Annotated in this window: 17 protein-coding genes; 12 read left to right on the forward strand and 5 right to left on the reverse strand. The window is 47.1% G+C overall.

Going from position 1 to position 20,015, the window contains the following annotated elements:
* Positions 1 to 146 precede the first annotated feature (146 nt).
* Positions 147 to 557: a GtrA family protein gene (locus FC82_RS12115; protein WP_054760025.1), complete on the reverse strand. Its 411-nt coding sequence runs from the start codon at positions 555 to 557 to the stop codon at positions 147 to 149.
* Positions 558 to 627: 70 nt separating this feature from the next.
* On the reverse strand, positions 628 to 1,569 hold the full coding sequence (locus FC82_RS12120; protein ID WP_056997141.1) for a glycosyltransferase family 2 protein: 942 nt from the start codon (positions 1,567 to 1,569) through the stop codon (positions 628 to 630).
* Between the two features lie 891 nt (positions 1,570 to 2,460).
* Here FC82_RS12120 and wecB point away from each other — a divergent pair.
* Together wecB and FC82_RS12130 are read left to right on the forward strand one after the other, a co-directional pair.
* Entirely contained in the window at positions 2,461 to 3,576 is a 1,116-nt protein-coding gene (gene wecB, locus FC82_RS12125; protein ID WP_054762522.1) for a non-hydrolyzing UDP-N-acetylglucosamine 2-epimerase, read from the forward strand.
* Between the two features lie 17 nt (positions 3,577 to 3,593).
* The gene (locus tag FC82_RS12130; RefSeq protein ID WP_056997142.1) at positions 3,594 to 4,679 is read left to right on the forward strand and encodes a YihY/virulence factor BrkB family protein; all 1,086 of its coding nucleotides are present in this window, start codon (positions 3,594 to 3,596) and stop codon (positions 4,677 to 4,679) included.
* Positions 4,680 to 4,749: 70 nt separating this feature from the next.
* On the opposite strand, the gene FC82_RS12135 is transcribed toward FC82_RS12130, so the two are convergent.
* Positions 4,750 to 5,199, reverse strand: coding sequence for a flavodoxin (locus FC82_RS12135; protein WP_054762516.1), 450 nt, complete (start codon positions 5,197 to 5,199; stop codon positions 4,750 to 4,752).
* A 76-nt stretch (positions 5,200 to 5,275) separates the two neighbouring features.
* On the opposite strand from FC82_RS12135, the gene recX reads away from it, so the two are divergent.
* The 8 genes from recX to FC82_RS12175 all read left to right on the forward strand — a co-directional run bounded on the left by recX (position 5,276) and on the right by FC82_RS12175 (position 16,435).
* Positions 5,276 to 6,094, forward strand: coding sequence for a recombination regulator RecX (gene recX / locus FC82_RS12140; protein ID WP_056997143.1), 819 nt, complete (start codon positions 5,276 to 5,278; stop codon positions 6,092 to 6,094).
* A gap of 384 nt (positions 6,095 to 6,478) precedes the next feature.
* Positions 6,479 to 7,027, forward strand: coding sequence for a nucleoside tri-diphosphate phosphatase (gene ntdP / locus FC82_RS12145; RefSeq protein ID WP_054710041.1), 549 nt, complete (start codon positions 6,479 to 6,481; stop codon positions 7,025 to 7,027).
* Positions 7,028 to 7,251: 224 nt separating this feature from the next.
* Positions 7,252 to 8,397, forward strand: coding sequence for an AI-2E family transporter (locus tag FC82_RS12150; protein WP_056997144.1), 1,146 nt, complete (start codon positions 7,252 to 7,254; stop codon positions 8,395 to 8,397).
* Between the two features lie 154 nt (positions 8,398 to 8,551).
* Positions 8,552 to 8,968, forward strand: coding sequence for a glycerol-3-phosphate cytidylyltransferase (tagD, locus tag FC82_RS12155; RefSeq protein ID WP_054762510.1), 417 nt, complete (start codon positions 8,552 to 8,554; stop codon positions 8,966 to 8,968).
* Positions 8,969 to 9,030: 62 nt separating this feature from the next.
* Entirely contained in the window at positions 9,031 to 9,864 is an 834-nt protein-coding gene (locus FC82_RS12160) for a hypothetical protein (protein ID WP_056997145.1), read from the forward strand.
* A gap of 12 nt (positions 9,865 to 9,876) precedes the next feature.
* A complete protein-coding gene (locus FC82_RS12165) occupies positions 9,877 to 11,901 on the forward strand; it encodes a CDP-glycerol glycerophosphotransferase family protein (RefSeq protein ID WP_056997146.1) in 2,025 nt (674 codons plus the stop codon).
* 243 nt (positions 11,902 to 12,144) lie between these two features.
* Positions 12,145 to 13,716, forward strand: a complete 1,572-nt coding sequence (locus FC82_RS12170) for a peptide chain release factor 3 (protein WP_056997147.1) — start codon at positions 12,145 to 12,147, stop codon at positions 13,714 to 13,716.
* A 181-nt stretch (positions 13,717 to 13,897) separates the two neighbouring features.
* Positions 13,898 to 16,435, forward strand: coding sequence for an excinuclease ABC subunit UvrA (locus FC82_RS12175; protein WP_056997148.1), 2,538 nt, complete (start codon positions 13,898 to 13,900; stop codon positions 16,433 to 16,435).
* A 50-nt stretch (positions 16,436 to 16,485) separates the two neighbouring features.
* Here FC82_RS12175 and FC82_RS12180 read toward each other — a convergent pair whose 3' ends face one another.
* Both FC82_RS12180 and FC82_RS17210 read right to left on the reverse strand, forming a co-directional pair.
* On the reverse strand, positions 16,486 to 17,478 hold the full coding sequence (locus FC82_RS12180) for an acyltransferase family protein (protein ID WP_235809233.1): 993 nt from the start codon (positions 17,476 to 17,478) through the stop codon (positions 16,486 to 16,488).
* Entirely contained in the window at positions 17,438 to 17,668 is a 231-nt protein-coding gene (locus FC82_RS17210; protein ID WP_235809234.1) for a hypothetical protein, read from the reverse strand. The genes FC82_RS12180 and FC82_RS17210 overlap by 41 nt, the downstream gene beginning before the upstream one ends.
* A 101-nt stretch (positions 17,669 to 17,769) precedes the next feature.
* On the opposite strand from FC82_RS17210, the gene FC82_RS16925 reads away from it, so the two are divergent.
* Both FC82_RS16925 and FC82_RS12185 read left to right on the forward strand, forming a co-directional pair.
* On the forward strand, positions 17,770 to 17,943 hold the full coding sequence (locus tag FC82_RS16925) for a hypothetical protein (RefSeq protein WP_161939732.1): 174 nt from the start codon (positions 17,770 to 17,772) through the stop codon (positions 17,941 to 17,943).
* A gap of 579 nt (positions 17,944 to 18,522) precedes the next feature.
* The gene (locus FC82_RS12185) at positions 18,523 to 19,941 is read left to right on the forward strand and encodes a C69 family dipeptidase (protein ID WP_056997149.1); all 1,419 of its coding nucleotides are present in this window, start codon (positions 18,523 to 18,525) and stop codon (positions 19,939 to 19,941) included.
* Positions 19,942 to 20,015 lie beyond the last annotated feature (74 nt).

Genomic DNA, 20,015 nt, shown 5'->3' on the forward strand with positions numbered 1-20,015 from the left:
CTATTATATTTTCAGCACGTGAGTTAACATGAGTGAGATTTTTTAGAATTAACATTTGATGGTATATACAATCACTAATAGAGATAGGTATTAAAAGAGGTGTTTATCTCAAAAGATTCGGTTCTAAATCCCAGTATTACGCAACACTATTGTTGTTTTCTAAAGATAAACCACTTCGAGAAAAAGTAGTTTAAAATCACAACCACAATCTGGTCAATCAGTTTCACAACGAGATTGTTGCCATTCAACAGTGAAATTCCAATCCACAGAATCAACGCATCCACACCAAGTGATGCGATGCGGAAAAAGAAGAAGGATCCCATTTCCCATAAAAACGTGCCCAAAGCCATTGATTTTGATTTGAAGACCCAAAGCTTGTTTGTGATGAAAGCAAAGAGAACGGACAGAAACCAGGCAATCACGTTGGCAATTTGATAGTTGATGTGCGGACTGAGCCAGATGAAGACCGCGATGTTGATCAGGGTGGTCAGCCCACCGAAGAACAGGTAGGAGATCACAGATTCGTATTTATGATACAGGGTGATGAGGGTTTGCATGTGAATCCTTTCTTTACAGGTCATTGTACGATACAAAAACAAGCCGGATCAGCGACTTGTTCAAACAACACTACTTTTTTTCTTTAACGATATACTTTGGCCGATGCTTGGTTTCCAGATAAATTTTGCCAATGTATTCGCCTAAGATCCCAAGGCAGAACAACTGCAGACCGCCCAACATCAAAATGATTGAGACGATGCTTGGCCAGCCGGCAACGGAACCGCCGACAATCAAGGCACGCAGGACGACAAAAATGAGACCGCAGATGGAAATGAAGAAGGAGATCCCCCCGACCCATGTGGCTAACCGCAGCGGTGCATCTGAGAAATCAATGATGCCGTCGATGGCGTAGTTAAACAGCATGCTGAGTGACCAGTGAGTGGTACCAGCAGCCCGTGGTTGGCTTTCGTAGGTCAGATATTTTGTTTTATAACCGACCCAGGCAAAAATTCCCTTTGAAAAGCGATTGTATTCCGGCAAGGCAGTAATTGAATCGACCATTTGCCGGGTCATCAGCCGATAATCACGGGCATTTGGTTCAATATTAACCTGTGACATTGAGTCGATAACTTTATAAAAGCGTGAGGACAGAAAAGCCCGAATCCGGCTTTGTCCGCGACGTGCCTTTTGAATCGTCCCAACACAATCATAGTTTTCTTCCTCAATCAGCCGAATCATTTCCGGCAGGAGCTCAGGTGGATCTTGCAGGTCAACGTCCATCACCGCAACTAAGTCGCCAGTGGCAGCGTCAAGCCCGGCAGCCAAGGCAGATTCCTTCCCAAAATTACGTGAGAACGAAATGTAGTGCACGGTTTCCGGGTGCTGAGTTTGTAATTGTTTTAATATTTCAAGTGTTTTGTCACTGGAGCCATCATTTACAAATTGGAATTCCGGCTGGTAATTGTCACCGGTAGCATTGATGCCGGTAAAAACTTTGTCCACAGCATCGTAGAATAGCATAATAGATTCTTCCTCATTGTAACAAGGCACAATCAGGCTGATGGTACGCATAAATAAAAACCTTCTCTCCCTAGAACTTTCATACACTATTCTAAGCTAAATCCTATGAAGAACAAAGTGTTTCTTTGTTAAAGTTGGGTAAAGGGGGTAGAGAGTGAAGAAAAGCGGTTAACGACTGGAGCCTAGGGGGACGCTGTCAGGAAGCCTGAACCTGGCTTCCTGACAGCGTCCCCCTAGGTGCAAGCCGTTGCTTTTCGGAGCTCGTTTCGGCAATAGCGCATAGAAGGACAAGCCTGAACCTGGCTTCCTGACAGCGTCCCTCTAGGTGCAAGTCGTTGCTTTTCGGAGCTCGTTTCTGCAATAGAACATAGAAGGACAAGTCTGAACCTGGCTTCCTGACAGCGTCCCACCAGGTGCAAGTCGTTGCTTTTCGGAGCTCGTTTCGGCAATAGAACATAGAGAGGAAATCCGAAAACGGGCTCTGTGACAGTGTCTTTGTAGATTCAGGTCGTTGTGCACTGGAGCACGTCCAAAGAATAAATGAAAGTCAAAAAATTTTCAGTCCCGGCATCCATTACCGCACGCTAAAAACTGGGGAAAAGTAAAATAGGTATCATTCAACGCAGATCTTAGTCACTTGGTTACGACCTTTTCTACTTTCTAACACCATATTATTAAAATAGTTCTTCTGGCCAATATAAATGAATAAAATCCGTTAAACCAGTCGTATGGTATATACAATTAATTTGGCAAATGACGGAAGCTTGTCACTAATTTTAAAAAAAGCCAGTCATTTAAAACTAGAGCGTTGATTGTCGTAGGTATTAATAACGGCTTAAAAAAGTAACTGCAAATCAGAACATTAAACTTCTCCAAGAAAGATGTTATCAATTTCATGGGTTTGCTATAATAATAGACGAAAATAATTGGAGTGAATTTAAAATGACAAAAATTAAAGTAATGACCATCTTCGGAACTAGGCCCGAAGCAATCAAAATGGCGCCCATTGTCCTGCGGATGCAGCAAACGCCGGCTGTTTTTGAACCCATCACCGTGGTCACTGCGCAACACCGTGAAATGCTGGACCAAGTGTTGGCAATCTTTAAGATTACACCTGATTATGATTTGAACATTATGAAGCCTAACCAAACCTTGGCGCAGATTACAAGCCGGGTGCTGACACATCTTGATGACGTCATCAATGAAGCCAAGCCGGACCTGATCCTTGTCCACGGTGACACGACCACCACGTTTGCGGCGAGTGTCAGCGCGTTTTATCATCAGATTCCGCTGGGGCATGTCGAAGCAGGCCTGCGCACCTGGGACAAGTATTCCCCTTACCCAGAAGAAATGAACCGTCAGCTGACGGATGTGCTGGCTGATTTATACTTTGCGCCAACCGAATTAAGCCGTCAGAACTTATTGACTGAGCACCATGATGAAAGTCATATTTTTGTAACTGGCAACACCGCCATCGATGCTTTGAACCAAACGGTGAATGCAGATTACCACCACGCTGTGTTAGACGCCATTGATGATCAGCACCGAATTATTTTATTGACGATGCACCGGCGCGAAAATCAGGGAGATCCAATGCGTCGCGTATTCAAAGCGATTCGGCAGGTTGTTGAGCAGCATCCTGACGTGGAAGTCGTTTACCCTGTCCATCTCAGTCCAAAGGTGCAGTCCGTTGCCCACGACGTCTTAGGCGGCGTTGACCGGATTCACTTGATTGATCCGCTTGACGTGGTTGATTTTCACAATTTAGCTGCTCGCAGTTATTTGATCATGACTGACTCAGGAGGGGTACAAGAAGAGGCACCATCCCTTGGAAAACCAGTTTTAGTGCTACGCGACGAGACGGAGCGGCCAGAGGGTGTAACTGCTGGCACGCTTAAGTTAGTTGGAACTGATCCGCAAAAGGTGACACAGGAATTAACCACGTTATTGACAGACAAGACAGCCTATCAAGAGATGGCGGACGCTAAAAATCCGTACGGTGACGGCCGTGCTTCAGAGTACATTCTTGATGCGATTCAAGCGCACTTTCAACACTAGTTTATCGGGGGAGCAACATGCAAAAACGAAGCTTTAAGTTATTCTTAAAAGCGCTTTGGACGCATTATTTATCGGCTAATGTCAGTGATTCAGCGTCAGTGCTGTCCTACTACATGATGATGTCGGTTTTTCCAATCTTTTTGATTGTGGGTAACTTAATTGCGTTTTTGAACATTAAGTCGGCCATCGTATTAAACTATTTAAAACCAGTCCTGCCGTCATCTGTTTACCAGACACTGGCCCCCGTTATCCGGTCCTTTCTTGAACAGGGAAGTACCGGCACACTGTCAATTGGGATCATCGTCACGATCTGGTCTGCCAGCAAAGCGGTTGCAGCGTTTCAGCGCAGTATTAATCAAGCGTACGGCATTCATAATACCAACGCCGTCATCAGCCGCTTTTTTTCGTTCATTTTCATTGTGGTGCTGGTGATTGCTATCACGCTTCTGGGACTGTTATTTGGGCTCAGTGAAACATTGATGCGTCTCGCTAAACCATGGTTCCAAATCTCACCGAGACTGACGCAATTTGTCGGCAGCATCAAGTGGCCAATTTCGTTTGTAGGTATCTTTTTGTTGGGCTTTATTCTTTATGCAATCGTGCCGTCTGTCCGCGTGAAATACCGCTACGTATGGGCTGGTGCCCTCGTCACGACAGTTGGCTGGTTGGGCCTTGGACAGGTTTTTTCAATTTATATTCGTTACTTTGAAAATAATGTGACCAGTTATAAAACAATTAGTACCTTCATCGTCTTAATGGTGTGGATGAACCTTGCTGGGATGATTCTGCTGATTGGCGGTGTGATCAACGCCACGATCCAAGAGTGGTTTCAAGGCGAGATTCAAGAGATGCACCTTGTCAATCAAATTATGGATTCCGCCCGGCAGAGCCGTAAAAAGCACTTAGCCAAAAAACAACAGGTTGGGCAACCTAAGGCCACCGTGACACCCACAAAGGCAAAGACGCCGCCAAGGGGAACAGGTAAGGTAAAACCGACGACCAGACCGAAAACACGGTCGCAATTAAAGACTAAAAGACCGACAACCACCGGCAAGGGACCCAAAACGGCAGTTAACCGAAAACACGACACCGCAAAAAAATGAGTCAAAAAAAGGAGATGCCGGTGACCACTTGGGAAACCGCCAACTCCTTGTTGTTTAAAAAATGAACTGATTATGCGTTGGCCTTAGCGACAATTTTTTCCACAAAGGCATCCAACGTCTGAATATCTTCTTCATCAGGTTCCAAATTGATCTTAACGTCATCAGCACCCTGAGTTGCTTTTGCAGTTTTAAAGGCTGTGCTAAAAGCATCTACAGCAACGTTGAAATCATCTTCGTAAAAGACATCACCGGAACCGGCAACGCCATAGACCTTACCCGTTAAATCGAGATCTTGCAGGTCTTCGTAAAAATCCATGCCCTCTTCAGGCAGTTCGCCTTCATCATACGTGTATGGGCAGACGACACAGATATCCACATCGTTTAACTCTTCAGCGTCAGTTTGGGAAATTTCAGTTTCTTCAACGTCAACGCCCAGCTCTTCCAGCTTATCAGTGATGATGTCAGCGACGTCTTCGTTGTTACCAGTGATTGTTGCGTATACTACGTGAGCACTTGCCATAATTTTTCTACCTCGATCATGTTTATTATGAATTAACGTCAGTATAGCAAAATCAAACGGGAGGTATCAACCAACCTTGTCTACAGAAAATAAAAAGATTCCTGTTATCACTAAAATTGAAACGCAGAAACGTGCCGGCCGGTACAATGTTTACTTAGATGGCCGCTACGCGTTTCCAGTCAGCGAGGACGTACTCGTCCGCTTCCGCTTATTTAAGGGCAGCGAAGTGGACGACAACCTTCGTGAACAATTGGAAAATGCTGATCAGCAGTCCCAAGCATGGGGAGTGGCGCTTGGCTACATCTCATATCAGCAGCGTACTGAAAAAGAAACCGTGGATTACCTCGTTAAAAAAGAGTATGACCCAGACACAATTGATGCCGTTATCGCCCGATTAAAAGAGGAGCTGGTGTTGAACGACAAACACTACGCCTACAGTTACGTGCGCACGATGCGCCGAACGAGCGATAAAGGACCGACCGTTATTCGCCGGACGCTGCAGCAAAAGCACGTTCAGGTCAATTACATCGATGAGGCCTTGGCCGATGAATATAGTGTTGATCAACAGTTAGAAAAACTCGCAGAACTGATGCCTAAACTGCAGCGGCAATACCGTAAAGAGACGCCCAGACTACAACGCCAAAAGGTACAGAAACGCTTAGTTGACCGCGGTTATTCCTTTGACGTTGTCGGCGAGGCATTGAACGAAGTTGCGTTTGAAATGAGTGATGATGATCAGGCTGATTTAATGGCCCCTCAGGCTGAAAAATTGTGGCAACGTTATCGGGCACAACCGGAGAGTCAGCGTAAGATGAAAGTGCGGCAAGCGCTGTATCGAAAGGGCTTTTCTGGGGAGTTGATCAATGCGTGGTTTGAGAAACTGGCGGATGAGTAGGTATTATTCTTCCACTGCTTTTTTGGACTTGGGTTGTGCTTTATTGGCTTGGCCATTTATTCATTGCAAGGGCATTGCTGAATTGGAAACACCAATATGCTGACGCTCATTTTTACATTTCATCATAGACTCATCAACATCAGGTCTTAATTTTCCTGGTGCCGCCAGGGGACGTCAGAAGCAAGCAGTGTGGTGTCTAAGGGCTTCCGGTCACTTAAAACCAGGTTAATTTTACTGACCAGAAGCCCGAAACATCACTCTTTAATCGCTTTCTGCGGCTCCCTACACAAATAGTATGCAAACATCTGAAAATTTGTTATAATAACAGGTGAATTTTTTATTAATCATACCCGATACTTTAGGAGAAAGTAGGGTTTAAACTATATGGCGCGCGAAGCTAGAGGACCTAAGGAAGGCGACTTCGTTACGATCAAAAGCTATAAGCACGACGGAAGTTTGCATCGAACTTGGCGCGATACAATGGTACTCAAAACAAGTGAAAATGCCCTCATCGGTTGCAATGACCACACGTTAGTCATTGAAGACGATGGGCGGCGGTGGGTGACTCGTGAACCGGCAATCGTTTATTTTCATAAACACTATTGGTTTAATGTGGTAGCGATGATCCGAGACAACGGTATTTCTTATTACTGTAACCTCGCTTCACCATACGTTCTGGATAAGGAAGCATTAAAGTATATTGATTATGACTTAGACGTCAAGGTCTTTCCTGACGGTGAAAAGCGGTTGCTTGACGTTGATGAGTACGAAGTGTTCAGTCGTCGCTGGCATTACTCCAAAGAGATCGATCAAATCTTAAAGGCCAACGTTCTTATTTTGGTTGATTGGATCAATAATCGAAAAGGGCCGTTCTCCAAAGAATACGTTGATCTCTGGTATTCACGCTATCTCGAACTTTCCCGGCGTAGCTAATGGGTTGCTTTCGAGGTCAAATTTAATCAATGAACCCAACCATAGACGATGGCTGGGTTCATTTTTTTGAAATGATTTGCGCTTACAATGGGCTATTCAGCAAGCCATTCCCAATCAAAGCCGACACTTGTCGCGATTTTGCAGTAATCCGGCGCTGGCGCTGGTACCCGCCCGATAATCAAGTTATAATAGACTTATTTTCAACACGAAACGAGGGAGGGCCTATGTTTGATCAGATTCACAGGTCCAAATTACTGTTTTGGTCACTCGAGATCCTGATCGTGGCCACGCTGATTTGGGTCTGTACGAAAATCGATTTTCTATTTTCACCCATCGCGACATTTTTTAACACGATCTTCATGCCAATTCTATTGGCGGGAGTGCTGTTTTACCTGTTAAATCCCGTGGTGAAATTGATTCAAAAAATTAAAATTGGCAAGTATCATATCAGCCGAACTTGGGCAGTTGCACTTATTTTTCTTATTTTCTTTGCCGTTTTGGCAGGGGGTATTGTTTGGCTGATTCCACGCTTGATTCAACAGGTCAGCACACTGGTCAATAACGTGCCGAACATTATCAAGATCATTCAAAATGGACTGACTGATATTAATGATAAGCTGAGCAGCTATAAGTGGCTGCAAAACGTTGACTTTAGTAAGTACGGGGCTCAGATAGAAAAAAATCTGGCGAGTTACGCGCAAAAGTTTATGAATGGTCTGACCTCCAGTGTCGGGACTGTGGTCGGGATGATTACCAGCGTGACGGTGGTTGCTGTGACGGTGCCGGTCATGCTGTTTTATATGCTGAAGGATGGCCATAAACTGATTCCGCGAATCAAAAAAATGCTGCCGTCAAAACGCGCTGATGAAACCGTTGACCTGCTGAATAAAATGAGTCACACGCTGTCCCGTTACATTGGCGGTCAAATGATCGAGATCCTGTTCGTTGGGACTTTTACATCGATCGGATTCAGTCTCGTTGGAGAAAAATACGCGCTGTTGTTGGGAATCTTCGCTGGGATGTGCAACATCATCCCTTATGTCGGTCCCTATATTGGGGTGCTGCCGGCACTGATTGTTGCCATTGAAAGCGGCCTGACCCAAGTAATCTTAGTATTGGTCGTCACCATCGTTGTCCAGCAAGTAGATGGTAATTTTATTTATCCGAACGTGATTGGCCGGACGCTGAACATTCATCCGCTGACCATCATTATTATCCTGCTGGTGGCGGGCAACATTGCGGGCTTGTTTGGGATGATTCTCGGCGTACCACTATACGCGGTGGTCAAGACCATTATCGAATTCATCTACAATCTGGTGCAGCTTCAACACGAGCAGCGAACGAAATCCCAGTCTGAGCAGCCAAAATAGCGGTCAGTTTCTTAAGGGATTACTAAGGACGGCAAACTTTCCCGGGTCAGATATTGGGTTGCTACCCAATTTATGATATTATAGTCGAGTTAGGACTCAGGGATACACAACATTAAAAGCGAAAAAGCGATTAAAGAGATAAGCGGGAGATTTTATGAAAAAAGTTATTACTTACGGCACTTTTGATTTATTACACAAGGGCCATGTTAGATTATTGAAGCGGGCAGCAGCCTTAGGCGACCATTTGACCGTGTGCTTGTCATCAGACGAGTTCAATGCTGTTAAGGGCAAGCGCGCCTACACGTCTTACGAAGACCGAAAGTATATTTTGGAAGCCATTCGTTACGTGGATGAAGTGATTCCAGAAAAGAACTGGGATCAAAAGATTAAGGACGTTCAGGACAATGACATCGACATCTTTGTGATGGGTGACGACTGGAAGGGCAAGTTCGACTTCCTGAAGGATTACTGTGAAGTCATTTATCTGCCACGGACGGAAGGTATTTCAACCACAAAGATCAAGCAGGATCTTGGGTTGACAACCGGTGCCGATTGGAAAGAAAACAAGTAGAATGTGACGACAATATCCCCGGTTGCGACTAGGGATATTTTATTGTAAAAGCGAGGGTAATAATGAAGCAGGCAATTTTTTTAGTAACGTCATTAGCGGGTATCAAAAAGTTGACGTTTAAACAAAAAATCAAGATGCTGCTGAACGAGAATATCCAGATCACAGTGTTGCTGGGTATGGTGCAGTTTGATGAATATGAAACGGCTAAACAGCTGATCCAGTCACTGGTCAAGTCCAGTCGCGTTCAGGTGACATCGCTGGCTGAACTGGTTAGTAAGAAGCCGGGAATTACGGTGACGGCAAAGGATCAATTTGTTGCCGATTATCGTGAGCTTGAGGTAAAACAATTCAGTGCGACGGACAACACAGACAACGTGATCCTACGGTATGTGGCTGACGGCGATATTGTGGCCGAGGAAATTACAGACGCAGCGGGTCAATTGATCACGGCCACCAAAATTTCTCAGAATCGGCCCGTCTCCGCTGCCGTTTATGAAGATGGCAAACAGATCGGTTTGCTGCACTATACGGATGGCAAGCACGATGAAAGCCTGTTGCTCAACGGGGCTGGGGAACTCGTCTATCGTTTCATTCGTCACAATCGTCACGTCACCTATGATTATGAGATGCAGCGAACGTCTAAGATGGCCTTCACGAATCTCATCTCTGAGACTGATGAAAAGACCGACGAAGTCAGCTATCATTTGAGCGAAGAACGGCCGTATTATGAAGTTGTTGACCACGTGGACTTCCACCGGTTCAACTCGATTTTTGAATTTTACGCTGAGTTCATCAGCACCGAATTCGCAGACGTGCCGGCTAGCCTGTTCATTGATCTCAATGACAACCCGCACTTCGCGGCCTATATGCAACAACTATTGATCTTTAACTACTAAGGAGTCGTTCTCGTGCGTGCAATATTATCAGGACTACATCAAAAAAAACAAAAACAAGAACTGGAACTTGAACTGATCGATGTCCCAGGTTCCTTCGATAATTTACGAGTGACCTTCTTGGAAACGACCAGTTTGGCTTCAATAACGATGCCGGTGACCCGCATTATCGATAACAACCTGGTTCGGGTTCAGATGGATCCTGCCAAGCTGCAGTTCAACGCGTTTGACCAGTCGGAATTTACCTGGCAGCTTTTCTTGGCCTTCGATGCCAATGAAGAACAGGTCATTCTTCAGGTTGAAAGTGAGTACTTAAGTGACCGGCACCAGCTGTCCCTTACCAGTCAGTTTCAATTCAACGCTGACTCGGCAGGTATGGCCACATTGAACATTCACATTCGCCAAGCGGATGATGAATTTACAGTTAACGCGGTCAACCTGGTGGACAATACGTTGCAGATTACCGGTTACAATAAAATTAATAATCAAAAAATCACTGATCAAAAAATCATTTTAAAATCGCGTAATTCAGATGCAAAGCTGGCGTACCCAACGAAAAAGGGCACGTTGCGCGGTTTATTTAAGGTCACCATTCCGCTGACCGACCTGCCGCAAGATTCGATTGAAGACCTGTACATTTCATACAAAATGGGGTCGCAACCGATAAACCAGCGGCTGATCCTTGCGCGGTCGCTTGAAGGGCAGACCGTTCAGGCGATTTTGCCAGGCAGTCGGATGGTATTGATTGAAAAGCGGTTCAATAACGGCATCGTCATCAAGGAATTCCCGGCACCATCCTTGGGTGAAAAGATTGCGGCAGTGCCGGGAAAGACCCACGCTGTCGTTGACCTTGGCCGCACCGTTCAAGATAAGGTCAACTTGCGGCGGATGCGCTTCCTGTTTAAATCCGGTCACCGACCATACGATCAGACCACCATTGTGTTTGAATCCTTTGGCGGTCGGCAGGTCAGTGACAGTCCATACGCGATTTATCGCTTATTTAAGGAGCTCTATCCAGGGTTTAACTTTGTTTGGTCAATTGACCGGTCATTGAAGAAATTCTGTAAGCAAAACAACATCCCGTTTGTTGTCCGCAGAACCTCGAAGTGGGTCCGGACACTGGAGAAAGCCACGTATTGGATCAGTAACGCCCGTTTTCCTTCTTGGGTAAGAAAGCCAAACTATGTGACTTACATTCAAACGTGGCACGGCACGCCGCTGAAAAAACTGGGTCTCGATATTGAAAACGTATCGATGCCTGGGACGACCACGGCCAAGTACCACGCCAACTTTGTGAAGGAAGCCAACCGCTGGGATGCACTGGTTTCACCGAACGATTACTCAACACGCATCTTCCGGTCGGCTTTTGGGTTCAACAACCAGATTCTCAAAGTCGGGTATCCGCGTAACGATGAACTGCTAAACTCTTCAACCGATGATATTCAACGATTGAAGGCAGAAATGGGAATCCCGTTAGACAAGAAGGTCGTGCTTTACGCGCCTACTTATCGGGATAACCAGTTCGCTGAAAAGGGAAAGTACACCTTCGAATTGCCGTTTAGCCTTGACGACTTTAAGAAACAGTTCGGTGAGGATACAGTCTTGATCTTGCGGATGCACTACTTGATCGCTAATGCGTTAGATATCAGCAACTACACAGATTTCGTTTACGATTTCTCGAGTTACCCCAACATTTCGGATCTCTACCTCGTGTCCGATATGCTGATTACCGATTACTCATCGGTGTTCTTCGATTACGCTTACCTTAAGCGGCCAATTCTGTTCTACCCGTACGATTATCATTTGTATAAGGATGAACTGCGAGGCTTCTATTTGGATTACGAGAAGGATCTGCCTGGTGATATTGCTAACAACGAAAAAGAATTGTTGGCGGGCATTAAGAAGGACCTTCAACAACCAGATATGAGTGACGATGACCGCTTTATGAAGTTTTACAAACGCTTCTGTGCCATTGATGATGGGCTAAGTTCACTGAAAATCGTGAACTACGTCGTCCACCAGATCGAAAAGAACGGTTGATTGCAGCCCGGTTTCGTGGATGTTGCGATGTTCTGCAGTAGGCAAGCGCTAATTGCGTTAAGCACACAACTTATAAATAAGTGTCAGTGGAAGGCTGGGAGTAACGTCCCGGTCTTTCTTGCTGTTTGCCAAACAAGTTCGTGCAGGCAATTGGCTAATACGCGTCAGTAAGTTATACTACTAGATGGACTAAATTTAAATTATGAACGATAAACCAACCGAAAAATTGAAAGGAACGACACTATGACAACATTATCCAATGACGTCGCCACCCGGCGGACTTTCGCCATCATTTCTCACCCTGATGCCGGGAAGACGACGATTACGGAACAACTGCTGCTGTTTGGGGGCATCGTGCGCCAAGCAGGGACGGTCAAGGCCCGTAAGAGCGGCAACTTTGCCAAATCTGACTGGATGGAAATCGAACAAAAGCGTGGCATTTCTGTCACAAGTTCCGTGATGCAATTTGACTATGAGGGCAAGCGCATCAACATTCTGGACACCCCCGGCCATGAGGATTTCTCTGAAGATACGTACCGGACACTGATGGCGGTGGATTCAGCCGTCATGGTTATCGACTCCGCAAAAGGGATCGAACCGCAAACCAAAAAACTGTTTAAAATTTGTAAGATGCGGGGTATCCCGATCTTTACCTTCATGAACAAACTGGACCGTGATGGCCGCGACCCGCTTGATCTCATTGCCGAGCTGGAAGATGTTTTAGGCATCGAAGGTTACCCAATGAACTGGCCGATCGGTATGGGGAAGGAATTAAAAGGACTCTATGATCGTTACCATAACCGGGTCGCTATGTTCCGGCCAGATTCTGAAGAGACCGCCTACGTGCCGTTAGACGATGACGGGGACATTCCTGCGGACAACCCACTGCACGATGATTCGTGGTACGAAGATGCCCGGGATAACATGGAGCTGATCGAAGATGCCGGGAACGCCTTTGACATGGATAAGATTGCCAAAGGTGACCAGACACCGGTCTTCTTCGGGTCTGCATTGGCCAACTTTGGGGTCAAGACTTTCCTTGAGACTTATCTGCAGTTTGCGCCGCAGCCGGAAGAACACAAGACGACTGAAGGTGACGAAGTTGAACCAACGGATGACAATTTTTCTGGTTTTGTGTTTAAGATTCAAGCGAACATGGACCCGAAGCACCGGGACCGAATCGCGTTTGTGCGGATCTGTTCCGGCCGCTTTAACCATGGCATGGACGTCACACTAGGGCGCACCGGTAAGACGATGCGGCTGTCAAATGTGACGCAGTTCATGGCGGATACCCGGGAAAATGTTGATACGGCCGTTGCCGGGGACATTATTGGTCTCTACGATACCGGGAACTACCAGATTGGCGATACGATTTATACCGGTAAGAAGAAGCTGCAGTTCGAAAAATTACCGCAGTTTACACCAGAACTGTTTGTCAGAGTCACGGCCAAAAATGTGATGAAGCAAAAATCCTTCCACAAGGGGATCAATCAGCTGGTCCAGGAAGGCGCCATCCAACTGTATACGTCCTACACAACGGGTGATTACATCCTTGGTGCCGTGGGTCAGTTGCAGTTTGAAGTCTTCCAGTTCCGGATGCAAAACGAGTACAATTCGGATGTCATCATGGAACCGATGGGTCATAAGACTGCCCGTTGGATCGATCCTGAACAACTGGATGAACGGATGTCTTCGAGCCGGAATTTACTGGTCAAGGACCTTGCTGGGGAGCCGCTTTTCTTATTTGAAAACGACTTTGCTGAGCGCTGGTTCAAGGATAAATATCCGGATGTTAAGTTGACTTCAAAACTATAATCATAACGCCGCTTAGGGTACCCATGTGGGGCCTAAGTGGTTTTTTTATTGCTCGGAAACTGGTGCTTATGAAATTAGTGAGCAGCAAAAAGGCGCCCAGTAAATCGCATTCAACTTAATTGACAATTATCGGCTGCTGGCATACCGTAAATTCAGAAGTTTTACAAACAGGGGGCATATTATGACGGATAAGACAGCACATACGTTACCCGTGAGCATTGAGGTTCGCGATGCTTACGTGCATAATTTAAAACACATTGATGTTGACATTCCACTAAACCAATTGGTGGCAATCGCGGGGGTCTCTGGATCAGGGAAATCATCACTTGCGTTAGGGGTGCTCTATGCTGAGGGTTCCCGGCGTTATATGGAGGCTTTGTCCACCTATACTCAGCGTCGAATCACCCAGGCTGCCGCGGCGCAGGTGCAATCGGTCCGGTATCTGCCAGCGGCGGTTGCACTGAAACAAAGGCCATCAGTTCCCGGTGTTCGTTCTACCGTGGGGACGATGACTGAGGTTTTGAATATTCTTCGACTGATGTTCTCACGGCTGTCATCACCGCGCTGTCCGAATGGTCACCAGGTGCCGCCAACTATCGAAATTGCCCACGCCATGGCAGCGGAGGGCGATCAAATGGGTCGCATCACGTGTCCAACGTGCGGCGTGCAGTTTTACGTGCCCGGTGCTGAAGACTTTGCGTTTAACTCAAACGGTGCTTGTCCAACGTGTGGCGGCACTGGCAGTTTGCGGCAGATCGACCCGGCGACCCTGATTGGGGATCCGACCAAGTCGATCAACGATGGTGCAGTGGCATCCTGGCACCTACCCGGCCGGAACTTTATGTCGTTTGTGGTCGCCCAGATGGGGGTTCGAGTCGACGTGCCTTATCAGGACCTGACAGACCACGAAAAGGATCTGGTGTTAAACGGTGAAAAACGTGAATATCAGATTCACATTCCGACGGCCACAGGTAAGGTGTTCACGATGGACCATGCGGTGTATGAAAACGCGTCTAACGCCATTTCGGACACCCTAGCATCAAGTACTAACGAAAGAACGTTAAAACGCTTAGACCGCTTTTATAAGGTCATGACGTGTCCAACGTGTCACGGCTCGCGGTTTGCACCGAAATTACTAACCAGTTTGATTAACGGTAAGAACATTGCTGAAGTGAGTGCGATGACGATTGCCGAATTAAACAATTTTGTGGGTGGAATTGCGCCGGCACTGCCCGACGAGATGCAGCACCTGGCCGCACAACTGGTCGGTGAGCTGACCCGTCTTTTGCAGCCTTTGCTCGAACTGGGGCTAAACTATTTGACATTGGACCGGGCCGGTGAAAGTTTGTCTACTGGCGAACTGCAACGGATTCAGCTCACCAAGGTGCTCCACAGTGAAACCACCGGCGTGCTTTATGTGTTGGACGAACCGTCCGTGGGCTTGCACGCTGCGAACGTTGACGGTCTGATCAGCGTCATGAAGCGGTTGGTGGCCATTGGAAATTCAGTGGTCGTTGTGGACCATAACTCAAGCATCATTTCTGCCTGTGACTACCTGATCGAGATCGGACCGGGCGCCGGGGAAGTTGGCGGCGAGATCGTCACTCAGGGACCGGTCGCCAAAGTGATTCAGGATCCTAAATCATTGATTGGGCCGTATCTTAGCGGACAAGCGCCGATTGAGATTCACCAAAAGACACCTCTTAAGACGTTATTTAAAAAAGGGCATTTACAAGTTGGCGTCAGTCATCAGTACAATCTCAACAATGTGACCGCTGACTTTCCCATCAACCGGTTGACCATGGTTTCGGGGTACTCCGGGGCGGGGAAAACGACTTTGATCCTGCAATCACTCGTGCCGGCCATCGAAGCTCAACGGCACCACCAGCCGCTGCCCAGCCAGGTGACGACCCTTGACAATCACCACATCCGCCAAGTCCGGGTGATCAATTCGGTGCCAGTTGGGAAAAATGTTCGCTCGACAGTTGCCACGTACTCCGGCATTCTGGATCGGATTCGCGACCTGTATGCAGCCACGCCGGAAGCACAGAAGAAGGGCTATTCTGCGAGTCGTTTTTCATACAACTTAAAGGCTGGTGCCTGTCCAATGTGCGGCGGCACGGGGAGTATCAACTTGGACATCCAGTATTTGCCGGATATTGCCCAAGTGTGCCCGACCTGTGAGGGCAAGCGGTATAACCCGGAAACGCTGACGGTCAAATGGCACGGCTACAACATTGCGGAGCTGCTTGCGTTATCTGTGACGGATGCGCTTGATGTCTTCAGCGATGAACCCGCCATTGAAACCACGTTGCAGGTGCTCAATGACATGGGACTCGGCTATCTGATGCTTGGTGAAAACACACCGGCGCTCTCCGGCGGCGAGGCTCAGCGGTTGAAACTGGTCACCCAAATGGGCCGCAAGCAGCAGGGCACGCTGTACGTGTTTGACGAACCGTCTGTCGGGTTGCACCCGCGGGACATTACCGTGCTGCTGAAGGTGTTTGATCAATTGTTGGCTAACGGCGCGACGATTATCACGATCGAACATGACCTGCAGATGATCGCAAACGGCGATTATAACCTTGACCTTGGACCCAAAGGCGGCAATGAAGGCGGTCAATTGCTGGTTAGCGGAACAATTGACGACTTGATCTCAAGCAAAAAATCTGAGACTGGCCGTTACCTGAAAAAAGCCTTAGCGAACCAAAAAGTATAAACAAAAAAAGCAGCTTGCCCACGAAGGACGAGCTGCTTTTTAGGTTAATATTATTTTTCTTTAGATGGTTGTGCTGTAACAGCGGGTGCACGGCGGTGCAGATGAATCTGTGGTCGGCCAATCAAGACACCAAATGGCGGTACCTTGTAGCAGAACCACGAAATCAAGAATGCAATACCGACGACGAATGCGTAACCGATAGGCAAGCACAGGACCAGCAACCATGCTGGCATGTGAATGTAATTCATGATCAGGGTCAGGAAGGTCAACGGAATCATCTGCACGAGATAGATCCCGAATGAAACCTTAGCGCCGTTGTGAATCCAACGGTCGAGCCATGGCCAGAGCCCGTGCTGACGCGCGTAAGCATACTGACGACCAAACCAGAAGACAAAGATGATCATGACCGTATCGTAAACCAGCATGTATGGTTGGTGAACGGACATCGTCGCTGCCATCGACAGCTTAAGGATGTGAATGTTGCACCAGTACAGTGCAACGGTTCCAAGCGCTAATACAGCCGTGAAGAATCCAAGTGCTTTCGCATGGTTGGCGATGAAAGCATCGACCTCTTTGTAATGGATCGAAACAAACGCCCCAAATAGGAAGTAGAACTGGTAAACCAGCACGTTTTCACCATAGTTTTTAAACAGGAACCACCAGTTGCTAGTATCAACGTGCGGCAACCAGTACTTAATGCCGATCATCAGGAACATCTGAATGATAAAACTGACCACCATGATACCGGCATGCGATTTTGGTAGTTTTTTAAACAGCATGACCAGTAACGGGAACAGCACATACAGTTGTAACGTGACTAAGATGTAGTACATGTAGAACTGGTCCCCATGAATGATAGCGTCCCAGTAATCAGCACCTAAATGCTGCCAGGAAAAACCGACACCAAGCACAATCAAGAAGACCATAATGATGGCGTTCCACGCTAAATAAGGAATCCCGGAACTAGAGAAACGTTTCTTCCAGAATTTGATCCAGTGCGGATCACGATTGTAATAGTTCAGTGTAAGCACTAAGCCGGACATGAACATAAAGCCCCATCCGCGTAAAGTGCAAGATGAGGTGGGTTGCCTCAAGAAATGTTTGACTGTTAGTCGTGTTGACAATGTGTCCCATGAACACCGTTGTCGTATGGTTCAGTAACACCCCAAAAATAAAGATGACTCGCATAAGATCAACTTCGTAAAGATAGGGCCGTTTGGTTTTGGTGGCCAAGCCATCACCTCCTAAAATAATTCCCCAATAAGACACAGGGTTGATTGCTAATAGCTATCAAGTAATGATTGCAACACTCTATATTGCAAGTTTTAGCTTAAATGGAGCTTAAAGGACAAGCCGGTGCGTCAGTGTTGCATCCGATGTCAAATTTTGCGATGGGTGCTAGGTTCAGTGAACAGTTGCTGACATTGCTGTCACAAGTGCGCACGGTCGTAACAAGTACAGAATCGCTCATGAAAAGTGGTGTGTCACCACCGGTCAACTTGCCATGAGTCAGCATGACAGTTGATGAACGGCGATTTTTAGCGCCCAATTTGCTAAAAATCCAATGGCCTGCATTTAAAGCGTCCAAAAACTAGAAATTCTCAAACATCAGTCTAAAGAATGGTAACACAAAATCGACCTTGAATGATACACAATAGTCAAAATGAATCAACAATGGGTAGGTGAAAGGTTTTGACTATCACAGAGCGTGAAGCAAGGCGGTTAAGGAGCGGAGCGTAAGCAACTCTGGCAGAAATTCATGGGCCTGGAATTTTTGCCAGAGTTGCTTACGCAGTAGCGCCTTGCCTTGCTGAACGCGTTTCGGCAAGAGAAGAAGGGAACACAGAAAAGTCCGGTTCTGACTTTTGAGACCAGAGTTGCTTCTGCAGGGGCCCATGCCTTGCTAAACGCGCTTCATCAAGCGAACCAGCAAGCAAAACAAATAGCCGCCCAACCAGCACCAACAGCACCAACAGCATCAACAAAAACAGGCCGCACACGTTCAAAAAATTGTAATTGTCCTCACAGTTCCTTTCAGCAACAGTGGGGTATAATAAAACCCAAACACGCAAAAGGGAGATCTTGAAATGAAAGAATCAGCATGTACGTCAGTGTTAGTCGGGAAGGCAGCCTCGATTGACGGTTCCGTCATGATTGCCAGAAACGACGATACCTTTTTACCGTTGACACCGCAGAGGTTTGAAATGAAGCCTGCCGTCAGCGACCGCCACGAGACGTTGGTGTCGAACCAAAATGGGTTTACAGCACCGCTTCCTGAAACAGGGATGCGCTACCAACAGACACCGAATGCGGATGTTGCTAAGGAGGGTATCTATGCTGAAAGCGGCTTTAACGAACGCAACGTTGCAATGAGTGCAACGGAAAGTGTCTACGGCAACCCGAAGACGCTGGCCTATGATCCATGGATCGAAAACGGGTTAGCTGAAGACAGTCTGCAAACAATGGTGCTGCCATTTATCACTTCAGCACGTGACGGTGTTGACTACCTTGGTAAGCTGATCAAACAGTACGGATCGCCTGAAGGTAATGGTGTTCTGTTCGCTGACAATGATGAAGCGTGGTACATGGAGATCGTGACTGGCCACATGTGGGTTGCTGAACGCATTCCGGACGACGCCTACGTGGTGACAGCGAACCAAGTTGCCATTCAAACGGTGGACTTTACCGATACGGACAACTTTATGTGGGCTGAGGGCATTCAAGACTTCGTGAGCGGCCACGGCTTGAATCCGGATCTTTCTGGCTGGAACTTCCGCCATATTTTTGGAACCAGTACTGAAAAGGATCGCCATTACAACACACCGCGGGTCTGGTTTGGCCAACGCTACTTGAATCCTGAAATTGAACAGGAACCCACCTCGTCCGAGTTACCATTCATTTGCCACGCGTCACGTAAAATCAGTGTGGAAGACGTTGAATATATTCTGAGTTCTCACTATAACGAAACGGATTACGACCCGTTAGGCCGCGGACCAGAAGATCTGAAAACAAAATTCCGCCCGATTTCTATGAACCGGACGCAAAATTCCCACGTGCTCCAGTTACGCAATAACGTGCCCGCTGAGCAGTCAGCCATCATGTGGTTATGCTTTGGTGTGCCGGCATTCAGTCCGTATGTCCCATTCTTTGCGAACGCAACGGATACGGATCCGTCGTATTCAACAACGCCATTCCATGCAGATGCGGACAGTGCTTACTGGATGTACCGTAAGTTATCGGTATTAGTTGAATCGCACTACGCAGAATTTATTGAAACGGACACGGATTATCTGACCGCCGCTAAGCAGGCGTTCCAAACCCACTTGGAAGAGTCGGATGCCGCTGCAACCGACTTAAAGGGCGAGGCTCTGACGGCTTACCTGACCAAGCAAAACTACGCTGTGGTAGCGGATATGAAGTCGAAGACAACAAATTTGATGAATGATTTGTTTGAACAGGGGCTTGGTCTTTCTAAGTTGACGTTTAATATGGATGTTAATTTGTAGAGTGTGAAGCAAGGCGCATAGGGGGCGGAGCAGAAGCGACTCTGGGCAGAAAAGTCCGGTCCTGACTTTTGTGC

The sequence above is a fragment of the Secundilactobacillus collinoides DSM 20515 = JCM 1123 genome, assembly GCF_001435975.1.
Lineage (GTDB): Bacteria > Bacillota > Bacilli > Lactobacillales > Lactobacillaceae > Secundilactobacillus > Secundilactobacillus collinoides.